Genomic DNA, 17,696 nt, shown 5'->3' with positions numbered 1-17,696 from the left:
AAGTCTTCATTAGCGAAGGATGGAGTGCGCCGTGACCAACATGAGCGGGAGTTCACCGGTAGATGACGAACACACCAATCGATCGCACGTCGGGGAGGCAATCAGCGACGGGCGCAACTATCCCGGATACCTGCTGATCGGGCTGGGTCTGGCAACACTCGGATTGACCTTGGTGGCAGCAGGTTACGGATTTCGCGGATGGGCAGTCATCGCCGGCGCGGTGTGCGTCGTGTCCTTCGTCGTCGGAACAGGGGCCATCTTGATGGAACACCGTCGGGTCAAGCGACTGGAAGGTCAGGAACTCTTCGATCAAGAAGGGCACTGAACCGAACGCTCGAGTTGGATTCTGCACAAGCAGAATACAACTCGAGCAGAATCCGGCTCAGTGATCGCGGAGTTTCTCGATCAGCTCACCCTTGTTCAGTTTCGAGTACCCGTGCAGATCGAGTTCCTTGGCGCGTTTCTTCAGATCGTCGACCGTCCACTCCTCGTACGGCGAAGATTGTCCGCCGGACTTGGCGACAGTCGACCGCCCTCGATTGGCGGCCGCATTGGAGATTCGAGCCGCCTTCTCCTTGGAATCACCCTTCTCACGTAGCTCTTCGTAGAGTTCTTGATCCTTGAGTTGAGGTTGTGAGTCCTTGCGAGCCACTGTTTCGTCCCTTCACTCGTGTCTTCACTCCGACGGTGTAGGCGGCACCTCGAAACGCCCCCACACGCGGTGTGTCTTCAGAAGCTGAGCGAGTGAGGCGAGCGCTCCTTCCGCGTCAGCATCGACGACGACTCCCAATGCAGACTCGTCGATACCGGCGGCAGCCAGCGCACTCATGCTCTCACCCCAACCACCAATTGCCTTGCTGTGACGATACATTTCGTTCAGCAGAGTCTCCACCCGTGGATCCAACTTGCCCTCGCCGATCCGAGAAACGTCGCCGCTCAGCAGGATTGCATCGAATTCGATCGAACGAGCCGTGAGGTACGTTCGCTGCACCGTCACCGCGTCGTCACCGTCCCCGATCGTTCCGCCGTGCGGGCCGAGGATCAGCGGCACCATGCCGGCGTCGAAGATCTTGTCTCGAATGGCGACCACGGTGTCGAGATCGGAGTTCTCGTCGACCAGTAGCGCGATGATCCTTCCGTCTACCGGCCATTCCGCACCAACCTGGGACAGTGCAGGGCTGAGCTCAGGATCACTCAACGGCTCCGTCGGTTCTGGAACCGGAAGGCCAAGCCCTCCTGCGACAATCGACACGAGGCCCGCGTCGATGTTCGCCAAGATGCCCAGATTCCGGGTCTTGATGTTCTCCTCGTAGCACTTGCCCAATTCGAAGGTATACGCCTGCGCGACGTGCTCCTGTTCGACAGGGGAGAGACTGCGATAGAAGAGTCGAGCTTGCGAGAAGTGATCGTCGAACGATGCCGGCGCCTGCCTCACCTTTCGCCCTGAAACTTCCTGGGGCACCTCGATATAGGCCGCGCTGTCCGCCGAGGCCATGAACGGGCACCCACCGTCCAACGAATTGGGATGGTACGGCGCGACTCCGGTATGCACACCGTCCTGATGGAAGCCGTCGCGAAGCATGTCGTTGACAGGCGCGTGAGGACGGTTGATCGGAATCTGGTCGAAGTTGGGGCCACCGAGTCGCGTGATCTGGGTGTCGAGGTACGAGAACAAACGCGCCTGCAGGAGACGATCGTTGGTGATGTCGACGCCCGGAACCAAGTGGCCCGGATGGAATGCAACCTGCTCGGTCTCGGCGAAAAAGTTCGTCGGATTGGCGTCGAGTGTCATCGTTCCGATGACCTGAACCGGCGCGAGTTCTTCGGGCACGATCTTGGTGGGATCCAATAGATCTATGCCTTCGAACATTTCGTCTTCGGTATCAGGGAACACCTGCACGCCCAGATCCCAGGACGGATATGCGCCCGCCTCGATGGCGTCGGCAAGATCGCGTCGATGGAAATCCGGATCCACACCGCCGGCGATCTGCGCTTCCTCCCACACGAGTGAATGCACTCCGGCGGCCGGCTTCCAGTGGAATTTCACCAGATTCGTCTCGCCGTCGGCATTCACGAGCCTGAACGTGTGAATGCCGAAGCCTTCCATCATGCGATAGGAGCGCGGGATGCCTCGATCGGACATGTTCCACAATGTGTGCGCGGTGGCTTCGGTGTGCAGCGACACGAAATCCCAGAACGTGTCGTGCGCGCTCTGCGCCTGCGGAATCTCCCGGTCCGGGTGGGGTTTCGCGGCATGGATGATGTCTGGGAACTTGATTCCGTCCTGGATGAAGAACACCGGGATGTTGTTGCCCACCAAATCGAATACACCTTCGTCGGTGTAGAACTTGGTGGCGAAGCCGCGTGTGTCTCGGACGGTATCCGCCGAACCGCGTGAACCCAGAACTGTCGAGAAGCGTACGAATACCGGGGTTCTGGCACCTGAAGCGAACAACGAGGCTTTACAGATGTTTTCGGCTGCGCCATTCGCCAGGAACGTGCCGTGCGCGGCCGCCCCGCGGGCGTGGACGACACGCTCCGGAATTCGCTCGTGATCGAAGTGTGTGATCTTCTCACGCAGATGGTGATCCTGCAGAAGAGTCGGGCCCCGCTCGCCGGCGGTCAGTGAGTGGTCAGTCTCGTAAAGCCGTGTACCGGTGGCGGTGGTGAGGTACTCCCCCCGCTGGCCACGTCCATTTCCCTTCACCTTCTCTTCGGCACCCGCGACGGTACGCACCTCCGGCTGCCGCTGGTCATCCTTGGGCGGCAACGGCTGTCGAGGCTTGACCGGTTCTTTCAGGTCCGGCGCTTTCGGGGCCGGTGCACCTGGGACGGACTGAGATGAAGGCATCGAACAGCTCCTCTTGATCGTCATGCTGGGCGCACGAATCTTGTTACGCCCTAAGTAAGTAGAGATTTCAAACTGAACGCGGAGCCACGACTCACCCTCGGGCTGGGATCAATCCCAGGCCGAGGGTGACGAGTGCGTCAGGGCTATTGCTCGGACTTCTGTCGCGCTTCGTCTGCGGCCGCTTCGGCGCGAGCCTTCTCGGCTTCTGCCTCTTTCTTCGCGACTTCTCGCTGGCTTTCGGCCTTGTCCTGCTGGGCGCGGCCCTCTCGGGTCAAACTGTCGTTTCCGGAAACCGCACCAACGGCTTCCTTAGCCTTACCCTTGACGTCCTCTACTACGCCTTTGATTCCCTCGCTGGGACCGCTCTTGTCATCTGGCACGTTGACCCTCCAATACGTTTCGGATTCTCGCTCAGGGTTCCCACACAGACAGGACTCCCACACAGAAGGCCCTACCCCGTCGAAAATCGCATAAACATCCGTGCACCGACCAGGCGCAGACCATGACTCGTCGTAGCCGAACGACGAGGTCGTTCCTCGAGTAACGATCAACCGTTCTCAGAAACTGTTTACCGGGCACAGGAATTGGCGGGACTCGTTCCAGAAGGGGAAGAGATCGGTGGTGGTTGCCGTGGGGTGGTCGATCTCGGCGAGAGTGTAGAAATCGAGAATCGTCCGAGCAGCTGCGGCGCTGACCTCGCATGCTTGCAAGCTCAGCTTTGCCTCCGCCACGAAGCCGATGCTGCGGGCGAAGGGACCGAGAGTTCCCGCATTGACGAAACTGTCGAGGTCTTGTCCCCACTGGTTGTAGTCCGACTGCAAAGCGAAGCTGCACGTTTCGCCGAACAACTCGCCGCAGGTGGTCGGCTTTCCGCCGATCGTGTGCACCGTATCGGCAAGCTCGTGTGAGGTGCTTTCGCGCGGAGATCCGGAAAGGAAAAGCAAGATGGCGACGGCCAAGGCAACCACCAGAAGGATGCTTGCGGCCGTTGCCAGTATCGCCTTCACAATCCCTCGATCCACGTAAGTTCATGAGGGCAACCGATTTTGGAGCACCGGCCACTAGATTTGTACCCGTGGCGTTCAGGGTCCAAACATCGACCAGGCTGGGAGCCGTACGTCAGTCTGGGGGATCTGTTACAGGAACTGTGAGGGAGGATCAACACTCCCTTCCACTATCAATATATATCCCACTGGGGGCCTTGCGGCAAGGCCCGGGTAGTGCCGCAGAATGGCTCTTCCGATCCCGCACGACCGACTACGGGATCGGAACAGCCAGCGGAAGTGAGGGCACGTGCCAACCCAGGGATACGAAGAAGAACTGCGATCCGAGCGGAACTATGTGGAGGGGCTCTACGCGCGCCTCGATGCGGAGCGCGCCCGAGTCAAAGGCAGGTACAACACCGCTCTGCGCGGAAACGGCGAAGCACTCATGGAACGCGACGCCGAGGTGCGCGCGCTTGCCAAAGAGGTGAAAAGGCTGGACGTAGCCGACAACGGACTGTGTTTCGGCCGGTTGGACTCGCTTTCGGGCGAGACCTCCTACATCGGCCGGATCGGCCTTCTCGATGCGGACAACGACTACGAACCGGTGCTGCTCGATTGGCGGGCGCCGGCGTCTCGCGCGTTCTACGTTGCCACCGCTGCCAACCCGGAGAACCTGCGTCGACGCCGTCAGTTCCGCACCCGGAGTCGAGGCGTGGTCGATTTCACCGACGAGGTACTCGGGCGCCCCGACGGCGTAGAACACGACACGCACAGCGATTCCGCCCTGCTCGCGGCAGTCAACGCACCCCGCGGTGAGGGAATGCGGGACATCGTGGCAACCATCCAGGCCGAACAGGACGACATCGTCCGACTCGAACACCCCGGGGTGCTGGTGATCGAAGGTGGCCCAGGTACCGGGAAAACCGTCGTCGCCTTGCACCGCATCGCCTACCTGCTCTACACCCAGCGAGAGCGGATGGAACGTCACGGCGTTCTCGTGGTCGGGCCGAACCCGGCGTTCCTGAACCACATCGGCCGCGTACTGCCCTCGCTGGGAGAGTCCGACGTGGTGTTCATGACCACCGGTGATCTCGTTCCCGGTCTACGCGTCACCTCCGAGGACACTCCGGAGGCCGCTGGGCTCAAAGGTTCGCTGAAGATCCTGGACGTTCTCGGCGCAGCGATTGCCGATCACCAGCAATTGCCCGAGAACCCACTGTTGATCGAATTGGCGGACGTCACGGTGCGGATCGACGCCGAAACCGCGGAGTGGGCCCGAGAAGAAGCCCGTTCGAGCGGACTCCCCCACAACGACGCACGCACTGTGTTCACCGAAATCCTCACCTGGGCGCTGACCGAACGGGCGATAGCGCGGATCGGCAAGGGGTGGTTGACACGCAGTGACCGTGAAGCCTGGGAGCAAGTGCGGACGGACCTGACCGCAGAGCTGGTGGAAAACAGCGCATTTACCGCGGCGCTCGACACGCTCTGGCCGATCCTGACTCCGAAAGAGCTACTGACACAGCTGTTTACTTCTCCCGCGCGACTACGCGCGGCAGGCGCGGACGAGAAGCTGCTTCGCCAGGACGGTGACGCCTGGACTGTCTCGGACGTTCCGTTACTCGACGAGTTGGTGGACATGCTCGGCCGGGACAAGCCCGTCGACCAGAGTGCCGAACGTGAACGCCGCGACGAGGCCGCGTATGCAGCGGGCGTGCTGGACATGATGATCAGCCGCGAGGATCTGATGGACGACGAGGACCACCTTCTCGCCCAGGACATGCTGTACGCCGAGGACCTGGCGGATCGTTTCGTCGAACGCGATACCCGGGAACTCGCCGAACGCGCTGCTGCTGACCGAGACTGGACGTACCGGCATATCGTGGTCGACGAGGCCCAAGAGCTGTCCGAGATGGACTGGCGAGTCCTGATGCGCCGCTGCCCAGACCGATCTTTCACGGTGGTAGGTGATCTCGCGCAACGCCGTTCACCCGCAGGTGCCCGCTCGTGGGCGACGATGATGGAGCCGTACGTCCCCGGCCGCTGGATCTATCGATCCCTGTCGGTGAACTACCGCACCCCCGCCGAGATCATGAGCGTCGCCGCCGCTCTGCTCTCCGAGTTCGCGCCGGACGTGCAGCCACCCGAGTCCGTCCGCGCCTGCGGGATCGCGCCGTGGTCCAGACAAATATCCTCCGACGAACTAGCCTCCGCCATCGACGAATTCAATCAGGACGAGGCCGGGCGCGAGGGTACGAGCATCGTCATCGGACCTGCGGACGTGCCGGGCGCTGTGCCTGTTTCGGAAACGAAGGGTCTGGAGTTCGATGCCGTGCTCGTCGTGGAACCGGAGCGAATCATCGCCGACGGCCAACGCGGCGCGTCGGAACTCTATGTCGCCCTCACCCGCGCAACCCAACGTCTCGGCGTCTTACACGAGGGGCCTTTGCCGCAGGCATTGACCGGGCTCGTCCAGGCCGGGACGGCCGGATCACCGCAGTCGTTCGCGGCGAGCGATGGTGCTGTGTAGGCCTTCGGCAGCGGCGCGAACGTAAGGCACTTGGCTCTCGGGAACGAAGCGGCTGGTGGGACCGGTGACACTGATGGCGGCGACGGGTTTGTCGTTGGTCCCGAATACCGGCGCCGCAACGCACGCGAGACCCGGCGCTGATTCCTCGCGCTCGAACGCAATACCGGTCTCGACCACTCGGTTCAGTTGGGTATTGAGAATGCCGGGCGCAACAATTGTGTGCGGGGTTCGGCGCGTCATCGGTTCCGACAGCACCTCGCGACGAAACTCGTTGTCGGAGAATGCCAGGAGTGCCTTGCCGATTGCGGTGCAATACAGCGGTATCCGGCCACCGGTCCGGGACGGCGAGTTGGCTTGCCGGTGTCCGCCTATCTTCGCGACGTATACGACGTCGTGGCCGTCGCGAACTCCCAGGTGAACTGTCTCGTGGGTCCGCTCGTACAAGTCTTGGAGGAAAGGCATCGCCATTTCCAGGAGGCTGCGTTCGAGGGAGGCGAGCATGCCGAGTTCGAAGAGGCCGCCGCTGAGCCGGTAGCCACCGTCGGTTCGGTCGAGTAACCGGTTCGCGACCAGTTCGTTGGCCAGGCGGTGCACCGTTGCCTTGTGCAGCCCGGTCCGTTGGACCAGGGTGGCGAGAGGCAACACGTGGTCGTCAGCCCGGAAGGCACGCAGGATCGTCACCGCCTTGCCGAGCACGGTGTCGAGGTTTGCGCCGCCAGTCACCTGCCCAGCGTATCGCTGAGTGAGACAGTTCCCTGGCGCAATCTCGGCGCCACGGCGAAAGTAATGGCCATGAGCCAGCCCACGAATACCAGTACAGCGAGCGAGACGGACATCTCAGCTGCTGCTGACCGCCTCGCAGCCGCCATCGCGAGCGGTACTCCCTGCGCACCGGTGCGCGATCTGATCGGCGCCGACGATCTCGTCGCTGCCTACGCTGTCCAGCGCCGCGTCGATGAAATCCGTCGGCAGGCGGGTGCCGTCGTCGTAGGCCGCAAGATCGGCCTGACCTCGGTGGCAGTCCAGCAACAGCTGGGCGTCGACCAGCCCGACCTCGGCGTTCTGTACGCCGACATGGAGTTCCCTGCCGGCGGCACCATCCCCATGAGTCGTTTGATCCAGCCCAAGGTCGAAGCGGAAGTGGCCTTCGTACTCGGTGCCGACCTCGTGGACGGACCGCTGGACAGTGCGCAGGTGCGCGGCGCGATCGACTACGCCGTCGCAGCGATCGAGATCTGCGACAGCCGCATCGCGTCGTGGGACATCAAATTCGGTGACACCGTCGCCGACAATGCGTCCTCGGGCGTGTACGTCCTGGGAACCGAACGTCGCACCCTCGACGAGGTGGAACCCGCCGGCGTCGTCATGTCGATGTCCGTCGACGGCACCGAGGTGTCCACCGGCGTCGGAACCGCTTGCCTGGGCGATCCGATCGAAGCAGTCGTCTGGCTCGCCCGCACGGCGCGCGAGTTGGGGCAGCCGCTGACTGCAGGCCAGGTGATCCTGTCCGGCGCACTCGGCCCCATGGCACCGGTCACCGCAGGCAACGAAGTCACCGTGACCGTCTCCGGGTTCGGTTCCGTCACCACCAGTTTTTCCAGCGAAGAGGACAACGCATGAGCAAGGTCAAGGTCGCGATCATCGGATCGGGCAACATCGGCACGGATCTGATGATCAAGGTGCTGCGCAACTCCGACTACCTGGAGATGGGCGCGATGGTCGGCATCGACCCGGCGTCGGACGGCCTCGCCCGCGCAGCGCGTCTGAACGTGCCGATCACGGCTGAAGGTGTCGAGGGTTTGATCGGTCTGCCGAACTTCGACGAGATCGAGATCGTCTTCGACGCCACCTCGGCAAAGGCTCACGTCGCCAACAACGCGCGGCTGGCTCCCCTCGGCAAGCGCATGATCGACCTGACGCCTGCCGCCATCGGCCCGTACGTCGTGCCGGCCGTCAACGCAGACGAGCACCTGGACGCACCCAACGTCAACATGGTGACGTGTGGTGGCCAGGCCACGATCCCGATGGTTGCGGCTGTTTCTCGGGTCGTCCCGGTGGCGTATGCGGAGATCGTCGCGTCCATCGCCTCGAAGTCCGCCGGTCCCGGAACGCGCGCCAACATCGACGAGTTCACCGAGACCACATCCGAGGCGATCGTGGCAGTCGGCGGCGCCCGCCGCGGCAAGGCCATCATCATCCTCAACCCCGCCGAGCCGCCGCTCATCATGCGAGACACGGTGTTCTGCCTCGTCGACGCCCCGGACCCGGCTGTTCACGAGGAGATCCGTCAGTCCATCGAGAAGATGGTCGGCGACGTCTCCGCCTATGTTCCGGGGTACCGCCTCAAGCAGGAAGTCCAGATCACCGAGATCCCGGCCGACCAGCCCGTCGAGACGTTGCTCGTCGACGGCAATCGCCCCACCCATCAGGTGTCGGTGTTCCTCGAGGTCGAGGGTGCTGCACACTACCTGCCTGCGTACGCCGGCAATCTCGACATCATGACGTCCGCCGGAATGCAGATCGCGGAGCGCATCGCCCAGCAGAAGGAAGCAACCAAGTGAGCAACCGCAAGATCTTCGTCCAGGACGTCACCCTTCGCGACGGCATGCACGCTGTCCGCCACCGTATTTCGCCCACCGACGTCAAGCGGATCGTCACAGCTCTCGATGCTGCCGGCGTCGACGCGATCGAAGTTGCACACGGTGACGGCCTCGCCGGCGGCTCGCTCAACTACGGCCCCGGCTCGAACACCGACTGGGAATGGATCGAAGCAGCGGCCGAGGTACTCGAGCACGCTCGTCTCACCACGCTGCTGCTTCCGGGTGTCGGCACGATCAGTGAACTCAAGCACGCTTACGACCTCGGTGTTCGCTCGGTTCGCGTTGCCACGCACTGCACCGAGGCCGACGTCTCCGCGCAGCACATCGAAACCGCCCGCGAGATCGGCATGGACGTCTCGGGCTTCCTGATGATGAGCCACATGGCGCCGGCCGAAGAACTGGCGAAGCAGGCCAAGCTGATGGAGTCGTACGGCGCGCACTGCGTCTACGTCACCGACTCGGGTGGACGTCTGGTGATGAACGACGTCGCGGATCGTGTTCGCGCATACCGCGACATCCTCGACGACGGCACCGAAATCGGTATCCACGCCCATGAGAACCTCTCGCTCTCGGTTGCCAACTCCGTTGTCGCAGTGCAGAACGGCGTCACCCGCGTCGATGCTTCGCTTGCCGGTCACGGTGCCGGCGCCGGCAACTGCCCCCTCGAAGCCTTCATTGCCGTCGCGAACATCGAGGAGTGGGAGCACGGCTGCGACCTGTTCGCCTTGCAGGACGCCGCCGACGACATCGTCCGTCCGCTGCAGGATCGGCCGGTTCGCGTCGATCGAGAGACCCTCACGCTCGGCTATGCAGGCGTGTACTCGAGCTTCCTGCGCCACGCCGAGGCCGCTTCGGAGCGCTACGGAATCGACGTTCGCACACTGCTTCTCGAAGCCGGCCGCCGCCGTCTGGTGGGTGGCCAGGAAGACATGATCGTCGACATCGCACTCACCCTCGCAGCGCAGGCGACAAAAGAAGCTGTCTGACGCGCTGCCGAGTTCGCTGATACCCGAGTCCCGCTCCCGTCTCCGGACGGGGGCGGGACTTGCCACTTCGGCCGAGAGAGCCCACCGACACGGCACTCGAAAAGCTGGCAAAGTTCGTCGCACGACATCTCTGACGCTCAGAGTAGAAACTTCTCCGCTACAGACGAATTCAGGAAACCAGCTTCATCGATGCAAGACCTGCAGGGTGATACCTTCGATATGCTGAGCCCGTGGAACCTACCGAATACCGTGACGAATTGAGATCTGTCCTCGATACCGCGTCGGGGGTAGTGAGCGATCGACTGGCTGCGATCCACAACGCGGCAACCCCGCGCACCGAAGGGATCGTCATCGACGTCTCGCTCGACCAAGACGGCGAGGGAACATTCGGCGTCTGGGCACGATACGAGGGTCCCGACGCATTCAGTCTGAATCAGCAGATCGGTGACGAGAGAGAGCTATTCGGCGTGATCTGGGGCGAGGAGGGCTGGGAACCGCCGGTTCCGCATCGACCGCGAAAGTGGTCACGTGGGGAACTCGAGAAAGTGGTCGTCGGTGTCGTGGCCAAATGGATCGACGGGCTCATTCCCTCGACCGCCACCGAACTACCCTGGGAAGTAACGACTCCCGACGGAACTGTCGACGCTGTACTCGTGGGCCCAGAGATCAGCCGTGGACATTCGCCTCGATGAAAGCGCGGAAGCATCGGCGAACACGTTGCAGCGTCAGCGTCCGGTCGAACCGTCGATCAATTCGCGGAGGATGTCAGCGTGCCCGGCATGGCGTCCGGTCTCTTCGATCATGTGCACGAGCGCCCAGCGGACACTGGGAGCGGGTCGTTTCGCCCCCGGTCGCGGGATGGGCGCGGCAAGATCTGTGCATCCGTCGAGAACTGCGTTGGCGCGCTCGACCGTCTCGCGATAGCGACTGACGACACCGTCCACGCTGTCTTCCGATGACGGTTGAAACGTCGCTTTCCAATCCGTCACGTTTTCTGCAAGGAACATCGATCGTTCGACAAAGGTCAGATGATTGACCAGCCCGAGCAAGGTTGTTCCCGACGGAACAATTGTGTTGCGCACCTGAGGTTCCGGAGCACAGTCGACTTTGGCGGCAATCGAATCACGGAGGTAGTCGAGAAACGCTCGTAGTGTGGCTGCCTCGCTATTGCCGGCCCGGGGTGGTGGGGCATCTCGGCGGCTGCGACGCGACATTGCCATGGTGGTTCTCCTTCCTCGGCGAAGAACGATGAAGAGGCTTCATTCCTGGATGGGCAGAACCGATCCTTCCGAACTCACTCCGATCCCGCATCAAATATTGCCGTTACAGCAAAGACAACTTGGTTGCCGGTGTCAGCGTGCCGAGTTCAGGTCGCGCACAAGTTGGGGTCTCCGCCACTTGCCGACCTCGAAAGGCCACCGCCGCAGCGGATAGGCGAGACGAGCCACGAAGTAATTGACGTACTCGACGACGCCGAAAGCCCACACCGCCACGACGCCCACCGCCGCGCCGGAGTGATCTGGTAACCAGATGACAACGCCGAGAAGAGCTATCGCCAACAAGAGAACATCGAGAACCCGAAACACGCGGTAAAGCGCTGCGAGGCGGGCCGGTATCGACTCCAACTCGACCCAGCCCCGCGCAAGCAGCCAATAAACACCTGCTTGCACGAGGATCACAAGCAGTGGGGCCAGCGCCGACCACAACGCCGCGGAGTCTTGCGAACCTTCGAGCCGGGGCATCACGACACCGACCGCCACAGCGGCAAATACGGCCGCGGCAGCCAGTTCGCCGAGGCCGAGGCTCAGGTACCTGCGTCTCAAACTCTGTCGCCGTTGATCCACCACGTAAGAACCCTATCCGTTGATCACCATCGCTTGCCACGTGGCGGTCGGACCGATTCTGCAGCGCGAGTAAGGAATACACTTCATCTTGCTCTGTCAGGAGGTGTTCCGGCGCAGGCCCAGAGTTTTGCGTCGGCATCGGAAAAGGTTCCTGCGAAAGCTACGGATGGGGAGCGCGAGCAATGAACGACGAGTTCAGCGAATTCGACGGTGAAGGGCTCGAAGACCACCTACCTACGCGGGTGTACCGGTGGAAAGACCTCGATGGAGAACAGGCTGCGGAGTTGTGGGCCGAACGCTTCGCATGGGTGAGCTGGTTCCGCCGGCGCTACTCGGTGACCGGATCGGATGCGGTGATTCCGCCGTGCTGGTACCGCCATCCTGTCGCGGTCGAGGAGTTGACCGCGCTGATGGTTTCGCACCAAAGCGCCTACACCCTCGACGAACCGGGATCGGAACTCTCGGCATTCCATGTGCAGTGGCTTTGGCTGACGTTACGTGGCCTTGCGGAGCGAGCCGGATACAAACGTTGCACTGATGTGAAGTGCTCGTTCAAGGCTCCGGAAGTAGTCGATGACCCCGGCGGCTTGGAGGAGTGGATCAGCGACGACATTGCGTCCCGCCACTGATCTACCCGGCCGAATACGAAAAGGTGGCCGCTCACCCCGGAAAATGGGGTGCGCGGCCACTATCTGTTTCAGGTGGGACTTAGCTGATCAGGAGCCGAAATTTCCGAGCGACCCGAGTGAACCTGTCGCAGGGGGTTCAGGAGCTGCGGTGATGGTGATGGTTGCGTCGAGGGTGGCAGGAGTACCGATGCCGTTGGAGGCGGTGAAAGTGACTGCGAAAGACCCGGTCTCAGTGGGTGTTCCGGACAGCACCCCGGTTTCGGTGAGTGTCAGACCGGCGGGCAATGCACCGCCTGCGGTCACGGTGGGGGCCGGTTGTCCGGTGACAGTGAAGGCGTGAGTGTAGGGCTGGCCGACGACGCCGGCGGACGGGGCGCCTGTCAGCGTGGGAGCTATTTCGATGGTGATCACCGAGACTGTGGCGTTACCGCTGTTGGTGACGTAAGCGCGCAGTCCGTCGGTGCGGGCCTTGCCTGTTGGTTAGCCCAACTGCGTGTTCATCTTGTTTGCGAGCCATTCCGCGTCCGACTGGACCATCGGTCCGCGTAGGCAGTAGCGGCCGCCGTTGTCTTGGACGTAGTGGGTGAAGCAGTCGTAGCGCACTCCTGCAAGTATCGCGAGAAAGGGCGCGGCAGCGAGCGCGGTACCTAGGGCTGGCGGATGCACTCGTCGAGTATCTCTGCCGGCGCTATCGAACACCTGCCTCCTCCTTCTTCGATCCCCGATCGTCGATCCTTTGCCCACCCCACCATTCACCGACGGTTGAGAGTAACGGAATCAATTTGCCTAACAATGGTTTCGACCTGATCCACCCGGCAACAGCGTGGCCGCGCGGAGGCAGGGTGGTTCGGTCGTTCACACCCGTTCGGTTCCAGGAGTTCCGGCCGCAGCCAGCCAAGACCTTCAGACGATGGCCTTTACAGCCAGCGTTTGCGGCGGAACAGGGTGAACAACGACACCGCGCCGGTCACCGCGATGATCCACCACAGCAGGTACCCGTATCGCCATCGCAGTTCCGGCATGTCCTGAAAGTTCATGCCGTAGATCCCGGCGAACGCAGTCACGAACGCCGCCAACGACGCCCAGGCGGTGATCTTGCGCAGATCGGTGTTCTGTTGGAGATTGACCCGGGCGAGGGTCGCGGCGACGAGAGAGCTGATGACATCGTCGAATTCGACGATCCGTTCCGCCACCGCGGCGTGGTGTTCGGCGACGTCGCGCAGATGCCTGTGTACGTCCTTCGGAATCGGCTCCGGCAACGCAGTGGCGGCAGCGAGCGTGGACAGCGCCGCCGCGAGCGGGTTGACCGAACGCCGCAATTCGAGCACTTCGCGTTTGACGAGATAGATCTGCTCGATAGGGGTGTGACGATCGGGGCTGAGCAGTTCCACTTCCAGGGTGTCGATGTCGATGTCGACGGACCCGACGACGACGAGGTATCCGTCGACGATCCGGTCGATCACCGCGTGTAGGACAGCCCACGGTCCCATTCGCATGTGTTCCGGCGATCCTTCGAGTTCGGCGCGCACGCCCGCCAACGCGGTGTGAGCACCGTGCCGGACGGTGACGATGAAATCCGACCCGACAACAGCGAGAATCTCACCGGTTTCGACGATGTCGTCGGCGGTGCCGATCGAGGTCGGTGAAAGGTAGTGGGCCGTGCGCATCACCAACACGGTCACCTCGTCGTACTGTTCGAGTTTGGGGCGTTGATGCGCGTGCACCGAGTCCTCGGCGACCAATTCGTGCAGGCCGTATACCTGTGCGACGGCCGCCATCTGCTCGAAGGTGGGGTCGAACAGCCCGAGCCACACGAACCCCGAACCCCGACGCCGTACCTTACCCAACGCGCTTTCTGGCGTGTGAGTGCCGGGGAGTCGCATCCCGTCGACGTAGACGGCGCAGTCGACCACAGCAGCGGCCGTAATTGATGCTGGTTGCCGATCCATCGCCGCAGCTCACCGTCTCCGTAGATTCCTGCCCGCGAAGTGGTGGGCGACTCAGGATAGCCGCTCGACCGCGGGCGGAGCCTGATCAATGTTGCAACGGAAGTCCATCGGCTGCAGAGGAATGATCGGCCGGACAGTTGGCGGCAGGAAAGCGAAGGATCAATTGCTCGACCAGACGATGAACTCGGTGAAGGTCCTTACGCAGGGCCGCCGCGTCGGTGCGCGCTGCCGATGCCTGAGCCGATCCGACCGGACGCTTTCCCCGCACCAGTCTCAGTGCGGATTCGGTACGCTCGGACAGTTCGTCGATCTCCGAATTGAGCAGGGCGAGAAACACTCTCGCCTGCGCGATATCGGACTCTTCTGCGGCTGACACCTTCGCTACGACGGGACCAGTGAGGCGAGCTTTTCCCCTGCCATGCGCTCGACGAGCAGAGGAACGAAGTCACGCACCCGATGTCCGTCGAAATGACCATGAGCAGACGCCACAGCGTCCGCCACGACATCTGCCGAGATCGAGGGATACTTCGCAGACAACCTACTCACCGCATGAGCGATGAGTCGTTCTTCCTCTTCGGTCTTCATCTGTAAATACTGCGCCCCACCTGCCCATTGTTCAACAGGAGAGACGACTATCGGCCGCGGCGACAATCAGCACGTAGCGGGGCTGTGTTGCCGCGAGTCGAACCCGACCGGCCGAGTTCGTCCCACGCCGGCGACGGGTGCGCGGAACCGGGATGCGATGTTCACACAATCTCCTACCCTGAAAACCATGAGCACCGTCCCTGTCGTCGTGACCGAACCCGGCCGCAACTGCACCCGATGCGGCCAACCCCTCACGATCACGGTGCTCGAATTCTATGCCGAACCGCACCCGACACCCGTCGCTACCAGAGAAGGGTTTGTGGACTGCCCCAGCGGGTGCACCGGTGCCATTGACCCTCACGCGCGGTAGGTCCCGCGCTTTCCGCCTCGTGAGCCCCTCTCCTCGATGAAATTCACCCACGGTAGCCGTCCGCTTAGACCGGAATACCCCTGATTAGAAGGATCCGACCGCTGTCATCCACGCAACCCCGATGTCTCAGGGGTTCGGAGTCATTGCTGGCAAGCAGTAGGTTGGCGCTATGGACGAAGCGGCCAGAACAGCGGGTACGTGCAAGTTACGGGCTTTTTCATGGATCGTTGTCCTGGCTGTGACTCTCACAGCATTAGTCCTGCTGGTGCTGGCGCGGGGTCATTGGTGGCCGCGGGGAAGCGACTGGTACTTCACGACTGCGGCGGCGGGACTGCTTCTTCTGGCGACCGGGTGTATCTGGGTCATCTCCACGATCGTCGTCCTACGACGGTATCGCCGTGGGGCATGGTGGATGCTCGCTTGGCCGCTGACGACGGCACTTGGGGTGATCGTGGCACTTGCCAGCGCCCCACAGTTCGACAACGATCGTCCGCAATTCGAGAACATCGCCCAGCAACTACTCGCAACCCCGGACTCCGAAACGCTCGACATGCAGCGTATCGGCCGCTTCGAAGTAGATCGCGTATACGAGATGCCTACGGGCGAAGTGTATTTCACCGACGCAAGGCGAGGTTTCACCGATGAGTCGGGTTGGGTCTATTCTCCCAGCCATATCCCTGCCGGCCGCGAGGGCGATCTCACCGTTGAGAATCTCGGTGGACCTTGGTACCGATATCGATTGGTAATGAGCTTCTAGATCTTGCTGCTTCGCTCGCGAGTGGAGCCCGGCCCCGGACGAGGGCCAGGCCGGCACGGTGCTGACTTCGGATGGTCGGTGGGCTTACCGGTACAAGGACGGCGCGGAACTGATCATGATGACGATGCCGGAGCGTCCTGCGCCGGCATAGGAGCGCAGCAGTGAGGCCCGCACCGAATCCGGTGCGGGCCTTGTTGGTTGGCTAGTCCAACTGTGTGTTCATCTTGTTTGCGAGCCATTCCGCGTCCGACTGGACCATCGGTCCTCGCAGGCAGTAGCGGCCTCCGTTGTCCTGGACGTAGTGGGTGAAGCACTCGTCCTCGCATCCGTCGTGTTCTTCGGTGCGGGGTATCGCGACAAAGCGTGTGGGAGCGGCTGTTTCAGTCATGTGGCTGCCTTTCTGAGAGTCGGTAGAGTCGCTCCCCTGTCACCGGTCGAGTGCTTCTATCAACTTCGCAAGCATCAACGGCCCCCGGACACCTCTGATCTCAGTATCCGTCGGTACCGGCGAAGACAAGTTCAGGCGTGCCGACAACCGGCTGTCCGGGGTGTAGTTGCTGCTGTAGGGACTCGATCCCGGCAGCGTCGAGTGTTCCGCGGTGAATCTGACAGGCCCAGTCGAAATATTCTGTAGACCAGCCGATCTGATATCCGTAAGTCTTGGTTTTCCACGGCTGGTTCGATCGCGGCCGCCGGGTGATCCAACCCGCATTATCACCGAGTTCGGCTGCGAATGCGCCGGATTCGGGTTCGATCGAGTGAACGAAGCGTGGAGTCAGGTCCGTCAGCAGGGGCACCCCGATGGGTTCGGCCGTGATCTCATCGCGGAACCAGCGTATCGATTCGTGCCGCGGTGTAGTTGGCGGTCCGCCGCAGCCGGCGAGGGTCCTGGATTCGGCGTCGGTGATGACCGGACCGTCCCAGGTGAACAGGGAGGGGTCGAGGCGCTCCCCCACGGTGAGGTCGGAGTATGAGGCGCCGTCGACACCATTGCCGGAGTGTTGGGCAAGTACCGCACCGGTTTCGGCGTCGACAACAAGCCGCAGCGACGGCTTCGGCAGATTCCGGCTTTCGCGTGGGGCGAGATCCACCGACCAGCATCGACGGCCGAGGAACTCGACGTCTGTCACCGGCCCTGTCGGGCGTGAATGATGGTTGCCGACCCAATGCTCAACCTGCGGGGTGATCGCAAGGTATCGACCCGCGCCGGGTGAGTGCACCTGACGGAGTTCGGTGCAGCGCGGATGGTCTGGGTCGGCGGTGAAGTCCCAGGCGGTGGTGCCGTCGCTGACGAACATCACCTGTCCGTCGAGCGATTCGATCCTCGACCGGCGTCCCCACCGATACAGATGCACGCCAGGGAGACGAACGGGAAGAAACACAGGTTCTTCCCCGTAGCTTCCGTAGTAGTAGTGAAAAGGTTCGTCGGAATTGCGGTACGGGACCACGACCCCGTGGACCGGTTGCCGCGGGCCATCTGCCATGGTCACCAACATCTGGACCCATTCGGTCATCACTGCCTCCACTACACATTCGGGTGTCGGGCGTCTTCGTCCCAGGTCAACGCGTCTCCCACCGGTCATTTCGGTGAGCTTTCCGGCTCGATCGC

Annotated in this window: 22 protein-coding genes; 8 read left to right on the top strand and 14 right to left on the bottom strand. The window is 62.3% G+C overall.

Annotated elements, in window-relative coordinates; translation table 11 throughout:
- Nucleotides 1-19: 19 nt before the first annotated feature.
- A complete protein-coding gene (locus EEB12_RS16750; RefSeq protein WP_024487711.1) occupies nt 20-325 on the top strand; it encodes a hypothetical protein in 306 nt (101 codons plus the stop codon).
- A 57-nt stretch (nt 326-382) separates the two neighbouring features.
- Here the strand turns inward: EEB12_RS16750 and EEB12_RS16745 are convergent, their stop codons facing one another.
- From EEB12_RS16745 to EEB12_RS16730, 4 genes are all read right to left on the bottom strand, one after another.
- Nucleotides 383-652 (bottom strand): Rho termination factor N-terminal domain-containing protein, encoded by a 270-nt coding sequence (locus EEB12_RS16745; protein ID WP_020909642.1) that lies wholly within the window; start codon nt 650-652, stop codon nt 383-385.
- A gap of 24 nt (nt 653-676) precedes the next feature.
- Nucleotides 677-2,851 carry a catalase gene (locus tag EEB12_RS16740; RefSeq protein WP_141488159.1) on the bottom strand — a complete coding sequence of 725 codons (2,175 nt, stop codon included), beginning with the start codon at nt 2,849-2,851 and terminating at the stop codon, nt 677-679.
- Nucleotides 2,852-2,994: 143 nt separating this feature from the next.
- Nucleotides 2,995-3,231 (bottom strand): CsbD family protein, encoded by a 237-nt coding sequence (locus tag EEB12_RS16735; protein ID WP_003943084.1) that lies wholly within the window; start codon nt 3,229-3,231, stop codon nt 2,995-2,997.
- Between the two features lie 177 nt (nt 3,232-3,408).
- Nucleotides 3,409-3,873, bottom strand: coding sequence for a hypothetical protein (locus tag EEB12_RS16730; RefSeq protein WP_258537279.1), 465 nt, complete (start codon nt 3,871-3,873; stop codon nt 3,409-3,411).
- A 271-nt stretch (nt 3,874-4,144) separates the two neighbouring features.
- On the opposite strand from EEB12_RS16730, the gene helR reads away from it, so the two are divergent.
- Entirely contained in the window at nt 4,145-6,367 is a 2,223-nt protein-coding gene (gene helR / locus EEB12_RS16725) for an RNA polymerase recycling motor ATPase HelR (protein WP_141488158.1), read from the top strand.
- On the opposite strand, the gene EEB12_RS16720 is transcribed toward helR, so the two are convergent.
- Nucleotides 6,329-7,090, bottom strand: coding sequence for an IclR family transcriptional regulator (locus tag EEB12_RS16720; protein ID WP_141488157.1), 762 nt, complete (start codon nt 7,088-7,090; stop codon nt 6,329-6,331). The two genes, helR and EEB12_RS16720, sit on opposite strands and share 39 nt — an antisense overlap.
- 69 nt (nt 7,091-7,159) lie before the next feature.
- On the opposite strand from EEB12_RS16720, the gene EEB12_RS16715 reads away from it, so the two are divergent.
- From EEB12_RS16715 to EEB12_RS16700, 4 genes are all read left to right on the top strand, one after another.
- Nucleotides 7,160-7,987: a 2-keto-4-pentenoate hydratase gene (locus EEB12_RS16715; RefSeq protein WP_060939886.1), complete on the top strand. Its 828-nt coding sequence runs from the start codon at nt 7,160-7,162 to the stop codon at nt 7,985-7,987.
- The gene (locus EEB12_RS16710; RefSeq protein WP_020909649.1) at nt 7,984-8,928 is read left to right on the top strand and encodes an acetaldehyde dehydrogenase (acetylating); all 945 of its coding nucleotides are present in this window, start codon (nt 7,984-7,986) and stop codon (nt 8,926-8,928) included. The genes EEB12_RS16715 and EEB12_RS16710 overlap by 4 nt, the downstream gene beginning before the upstream one ends.
- The gene (dmpG, locus tag EEB12_RS16705; RefSeq protein ID WP_020971280.1) at nt 8,925-9,953 is read left to right on the top strand and encodes a 4-hydroxy-2-oxovalerate aldolase; all 1,029 of its coding nucleotides are present in this window, start codon (nt 8,925-8,927) and stop codon (nt 9,951-9,953) included. The genes EEB12_RS16710 and dmpG overlap by 4 nt, the downstream gene beginning before the upstream one ends.
- A gap of 230 nt (nt 9,954-10,183) precedes the next feature.
- The gene (locus EEB12_RS16700) at nt 10,184-10,645 is read left to right on the top strand and encodes a DUF6389 family protein (protein ID WP_141488156.1); all 462 of its coding nucleotides are present in this window, start codon (nt 10,184-10,186) and stop codon (nt 10,643-10,645) included.
- 33 nt (nt 10,646-10,678) lie between these two features.
- Here EEB12_RS16700 and EEB12_RS16695 read toward each other — a convergent pair whose 3' ends face one another.
- Complete coding sequence (locus EEB12_RS16695; protein WP_141488155.1) at nt 10,679-11,173, bottom strand: DinB family protein; 495 nt, start codon at nt 11,171-11,173, stop codon at nt 10,679-10,681.
- A gap of 132 nt (nt 11,174-11,305) precedes the next feature.
- Nucleotides 11,306-11,800, bottom strand: a complete 495-nt coding sequence (locus EEB12_RS16690) for a hypothetical protein (protein WP_141488154.1) — start codon at nt 11,798-11,800, stop codon at nt 11,306-11,308.
- Nucleotides 11,801-11,979: 179 nt separating this feature from the next.
- On the opposite strand from EEB12_RS16690, the gene EEB12_RS16685 reads away from it, so the two are divergent.
- Nucleotides 11,980-12,426 (top strand): DUF4913 domain-containing protein, encoded by a 447-nt coding sequence (locus EEB12_RS16685; RefSeq protein ID WP_141488153.1) that lies wholly within the window; start codon nt 11,980-11,982, stop codon nt 12,424-12,426.
- Between the two features lie 87 nt (nt 12,427-12,513).
- Here EEB12_RS16685 and EEB12_RS16680 read toward each other — a convergent pair whose 3' ends face one another.
- The 5 genes from EEB12_RS16680 to EEB12_RS16660 form a co-directional block, all read right to left on the bottom strand.
- Nucleotides 12,514-12,837, bottom strand: a complete 324-nt coding sequence (locus EEB12_RS16680) for a putative Ig domain-containing protein (protein ID WP_020971285.1) — start codon at nt 12,835-12,837, stop codon at nt 12,514-12,516.
- A 69-nt stretch (nt 12,838-12,906) separates the two neighbouring features.
- Nucleotides 12,907-13,092, bottom strand: coding sequence for a hypothetical protein (locus EEB12_RS16675; protein ID WP_141488152.1), 186 nt, complete (start codon nt 13,090-13,092; stop codon nt 12,907-12,909).
- Between the two features lie 251 nt (nt 13,093-13,343).
- Nucleotides 13,344-14,375 (bottom strand): magnesium and cobalt transport protein CorA, encoded by a 1,032-nt coding sequence (locus tag EEB12_RS16670; protein WP_141488151.1) that lies wholly within the window; start codon nt 14,373-14,375, stop codon nt 13,344-13,346.
- Nucleotides 14,376-14,460: 85 nt separating this feature from the next.
- The gene (locus EEB12_RS16665; RefSeq protein ID WP_141488150.1) at nt 14,461-14,751 is read right to left on the bottom strand and encodes a hypothetical protein; all 291 of its coding nucleotides are present in this window, start codon (nt 14,749-14,751) and stop codon (nt 14,461-14,463) included.
- 5 nt (nt 14,752-14,756) lie between these two features.
- Nucleotides 14,757-14,960: a three-helix bundle dimerization domain-containing protein gene (locus EEB12_RS16660; protein ID WP_141488149.1), complete on the bottom strand. Its 204-nt coding sequence runs from the start codon at nt 14,958-14,960 to the stop codon at nt 14,757-14,759.
- A 608-nt stretch (nt 14,961-15,568) separates the two neighbouring features.
- Here EEB12_RS16660 and EEB12_RS16655 point away from each other — a divergent pair.
- The gene (locus tag EEB12_RS16655) at nt 15,569-16,087 is read left to right on the top strand and encodes a hypothetical protein (RefSeq protein ID WP_258537281.1); all 519 of its coding nucleotides are present in this window, start codon (nt 15,569-15,571) and stop codon (nt 16,085-16,087) included.
- 202 nt (nt 16,088-16,289) lie between these two features.
- Here the strand turns inward: EEB12_RS16655 and EEB12_RS16650 are convergent, their stop codons facing one another.
- Together EEB12_RS16650 and EEB12_RS16645 are read right to left on the bottom strand one after the other, a co-directional pair.
- Nucleotides 16,290-16,475: a hypothetical protein gene (locus EEB12_RS16650; protein WP_181447547.1), complete on the bottom strand. Its 186-nt coding sequence runs from the start codon at nt 16,473-16,475 to the stop codon at nt 16,290-16,292.
- Between the two features lie 100 nt (nt 16,476-16,575).
- Nucleotides 16,576-17,601, bottom strand: coding sequence for a hypothetical protein (locus tag EEB12_RS16645; RefSeq protein WP_141488147.1), 1,026 nt, complete (start codon nt 17,599-17,601; stop codon nt 16,576-16,578).
- Between the last annotated feature and the right edge of the window lie 95 nt (nt 17,602-17,696).

Origin of the sequence: Rhodococcus sp. WS1 (assembly GCF_003797745.1) — a bacterium.
GTDB lineage: Bacteria > Actinomycetota > Actinomycetes > Mycobacteriales > Mycobacteriaceae > Rhodococcus_F > Rhodococcus_F erythropolis.
This window is presented reverse-complemented; position numbering and strand designations above follow the sequence as displayed.

Excerpts from the sequence above, each read along its gene's own strand:
- EEB12_RS16710 (WP_020909649.1), top strand. The coding sequence starts at position 7,984 with ATGAGCAAGGTCAAGGTCGCGATCATCGGATCGGGCAACATCGGCACG.
- EEB12_RS16660 (WP_141488149.1), bottom strand. The coding sequence starts at position 14,960 with ATGAAGACCGAAGAGGAAGAACGACTCATCGCTCATGCGGTGAGTAGG.
- EEB12_RS16650 (WP_181447547.1), bottom strand. The coding sequence starts at position 16,475 with ATGACTGAAACAGCCGCTCCCACACGCTTTGTCGCGATACCCCGCACC.
- EEB12_RS16685 (WP_141488153.1), top strand. The coding sequence starts at position 11,980 with ATGAACGACGAGTTCAGCGAATTCGACGGTGAAGGGCTCGAAGACCAC.
- EEB12_RS16750 (WP_024487711.1), top strand. The coding sequence starts at position 20 with ATGGAGTGCGCCGTGACCAACATGAGCGGGAGTTCACCGGTAGATGAC.
- EEB12_RS16715 (WP_060939886.1), top strand. The coding sequence starts at position 7,160 with ATGAGCCAGCCCACGAATACCAGTACAGCGAGCGAGACGGACATCTCA.
- EEB12_RS16740 (WP_141488159.1), bottom strand. The coding sequence starts at position 2,851 with ATGCCTTCATCTCAGTCCGTCCCAGGTGCACCGGCCCCGAAAGCGCCG.
- EEB12_RS16695 (WP_141488155.1), bottom strand. The coding sequence starts at position 11,173 with ATGGCAATGTCGCGTCGCAGCCGCCGAGATGCCCCACCACCCCGGGCC.
- EEB12_RS16670 (WP_141488151.1), bottom strand. The coding sequence starts at position 14,375 with ATGGATCGGCAACCAGCATCAATTACGGCCGCTGCTGTGGTCGACTGC.
- EEB12_RS16645 (WP_141488147.1), bottom strand. The coding sequence starts at position 17,601 with ATGACCGAATGGGTCCAGATGTTGGTGACCATGGCAGATGGCCCGCGG.